At 33.3% G+C, this 3,024-nt stretch carries 2 protein-coding genes, 1 tRNA gene and 1 pseudogene; 3 read left to right on the top strand and 1 reads right to left on the bottom strand.

Annotated features, from left to right (window positions below):
• Positions 1-218 precede the first annotated feature (218 nt).
• Positions 219-292 (bottom strand) — tRNA-Ala (locus ABY905_RS15740).
• 500 nt (positions 293-792) lie between these two features.
• On the opposite strand from ABY905_RS15740, the gene ABY905_RS15735 reads away from it, so the two are divergent.
• The 3 genes and pseudogenes from ABY905_RS15735 to ABY905_RS15725 form a co-directional block, all read left to right on the top strand.
• Positions 793-1,473 (top strand): energy transducer TonB, encoded by a 681-nt coding sequence (locus ABY905_RS15735; RefSeq protein ID WP_372645585.1) that lies wholly within the window; start codon positions 793-795, stop codon positions 1,471-1,473.
• Between the two features lie 448 nt (positions 1,474-1,921).
• A complete protein-coding gene (locus ABY905_RS15730) occupies positions 1,922-2,605 on the top strand; it encodes an energy transducer TonB (protein WP_372645583.1) in 684 nt (227 codons plus the stop codon).
• Between the two features lie 174 nt (positions 2,606-2,779).
• A pseudogene (locus ABY905_RS15725) lies at positions 2,780-3,024 on the top strand (GTPase HflX); the annotation flags it as partial.

Raw genomic sequence — 3,024 nt, 5'->3', positions numbered from 1 at the left:
TCTTTTAATGCAAAAATTAAAGACTTCAGGAGATCTTTAAGAGGCGTTGTGGATATTGACTTCTTCTTATTTCGTTTAACGAAAATATTCGCCTAATTAGAATGATTATTTTGTTAGACCCAGGTTTTGCCGGTGATCCATGAAAAGTTTGCGAATTTGTTTGCGAACAAATAAAAAAGCAGTTACTGCAAAATGCTGTAACTGCTTAGTATAGTGGGTGGAGAATAGCGGAATCGAACCGCTGACCTTTTGACTGCCAGTCAAACGCTCTAGCCAACTGAGCTAATCCCCCAATTCGATGACAAATATATGTGAATTATAATAATAGCAAAGCTCTTTTTATAAAAAAATGAATTGAGGTATAACCTTTTTTAAAAGTATACGTAAAAAGAGGTAAGTGGAAAATTAACGATGACCCATAATTGTTTACTAGGGTAAACGATTGATTACAGTAGAAGAATAGTGTGTATAGGTAGGATGAGTTCGGGCTTTGTTAATTTTCCACTCATTTTAATTTAGAATTTTTGTAAGATTAATTCTTAGGGATGATGTTTATCGTCCTTTTTTCTTGCAATTAATTTTGCTGTTTTTGTGAGAAAATTCTACTGAATTATATGTTAAAATATAAACATGATTGTTAAAATTCTTTAAGATGGTCGTAGTAAGGTTTTTTCTCATTATCATTTTGCTATATTTATGTTCATAGATCACATTGGTTTTAATCAAACTTTTAATGATGCATTCAGTTGTTCTTTAATAAGATTTGATTTTTAATAAATTAATACTGGAACTATGGAAATCAAAAAAACAAAAAAAGCAGACTTGGAAAACAAAAGAGGCCTCTTTCTTGAAGTTGGTTTAGTTCTTACTCTTGCCCTTGTATTTTTCGCTTTTGAATGGCGTGTTGATTCACAAGAACTAAGAGTGTTGAATGATGTGCAAGAATTGGAAGTAGATGATGAAATTATCCCTATTACTCGTGAGCCTATTAATACACCACCACCTCCACCTCCTGCACCTAGAATGATGGATGTTATAATTCTTGTTGATGACAATGAGGATATTGAAGAAGAATTAGTTATAGAAGAAGCCTTTGTTGATATGGACAAAGATGTTAAGATTCAAGTGAATGAGGATATTGAGGAAAATGATGAGCCAGAAATATTTATTATAGTTGAAGAAATGCCCAAATTCCCTGGTGGAGATGCTGAACTTATGAATTGGATAAATAAATCAGTTAAGTATCCAGTAATAGCTCAAGAAAATGGTATAACTGGTCGAGTACATATGAATTTTGTGATAAATGAATCAGGAGGCATTGAGAATATTGTTGTCGTTCGAGGAGTTGATCCTGCTTTAGATAAAGAAGCAATTCGAGTGATTAAAAAAATGCCAAAGTGGAAACCTGGTAAACAACGAGGTAAAGCAGTGAAAGTTTCTTTCTCTTTACCTATTAATTTCCAATTACAGTAATTAATCTTGATTATAAATAATGAAGAGGCTCTGTATTTCAGAGCCTCTTTATGTTTTTAATTTCATGATCTATTTATTCGGTTTACGCTAACGTTTGTAATTTGGGTTCAAAGGTGTATTTTTTTGTTAATCTGATTGTTGTATTGATTGATTTTGAAACAGGAATGACATATTGATAAGTTTAGTGTTTAGAAGTGCTGAAAATGAATGACTCCTTTTTATCTGGATTGAACTTGCTGGAAAACTAATTTGTTTTTATAAAATTTGTCTTTTTGAAAGGTCTTTTGAGTATTAAAATGTGTTATGTAGGTTGTTTAAACGTGTTTGACGTGAATTTTTCTATCTTTAACCCCCGAATAATTAAGCATGTCTAAAGTATAATTTTGATAATACAATTGGAATCTGTATTTTTAGACGCTGAATTTACTAGAAAAATAAAAAGAAAACTATGGAAGTTAAGAAGTCACAAAAAGCAGATCTAGAGAATAAGAGAGGTCTTTTTCTAGAGATTGGTCTGGCTCTTACTCTTGCTATTGTATTTCTAGCCTTTGAGTGGCGAGTTGATACAAGTGAAGCCAACGTGTTGCAGGCAGAGCAAGAAATGCAGGCTGAAGAGGAAATTATTCCTATTACTCGTCAAGAGCCTGTTAAGCCACCACCACCACCACCACCAGCTCCTAAGGTTGCTGATATTTTGAACATTGTGGATAACGATGAAGAAATTGAAGACGAACTAGAAATTGAAGACTCTGAAGCTGATATGGATGAAGAGGTTGAAATTCAAGTTGTTGAAGAGACTGAGGAAGAGGATGAGCAGCAGGTATTTGTAATTGTAGAGGATATGCCTGAATTTCCAGGTGGAGACATTGAATTACAAAAATGGATTAATAGATCTGTTAAGTACCCTGTAATTGCGCAAGAAAATGGTATTACTGGACGTGTATACGTTGGTTTTGTTGTTAACAAAGTTGGACAAGTTGAGAATGTTAAGATTATGAGAGGGGTTGACCCTTCTCTTGACAAAGAAGCTCTTCGTGTAATTAAGATGATGCCAAAGTGGAAGCCAGGTAAGCAACGTGGTAAAGCAGTAAAAGTATCTTATACTGTGCCGATCAATTTCCAATTACAATAAGTAATACATTTTGTATTCGATATATGAGGCTCTGATTTTTCAGAGCCTCTTTTTGTTATAGGTCTAATTCACTTTATATACGAATATTGCTTACTTTTGTCGATACCTTTAAAAGAGAGAGGGTTTAGTTTTATATAGATGAATTAAATCCATAAATCATATATTCGAAAATACATGGGAGATTTCCTTAATAATAAAATAGAATCGGAAAAAGCAATTTTGATTGGTGTTATAGACCAATCTCAAGGCATGACCGAAGTTATGGTGAAAGAATATCTTGATGAGTTAGATTTTCTGGCATTAACAGCGGGAGCTGAAACAGTAAAACGTTTTACTCAAAAATTGCAGCGTTCACATCCCAAGACTTTTGTTGGGACGGGTAAACTTGAAGAAATTGCTCAATACCTTAGAGATAATCC

The sequence above is a fragment of the Ancylomarina sp. genome (assembly GCF_041555295.1).
In the GTDB taxonomy this organism is placed as follows: Bacteria; Bacteroidota; Bacteroidia; order Bacteroidales; family Marinifilaceae; genus Ancylomarina.
Note: the sequence above shows the minus strand (reverse complement) of the source record. Positions and strands in the feature narration are given on the sequence as shown.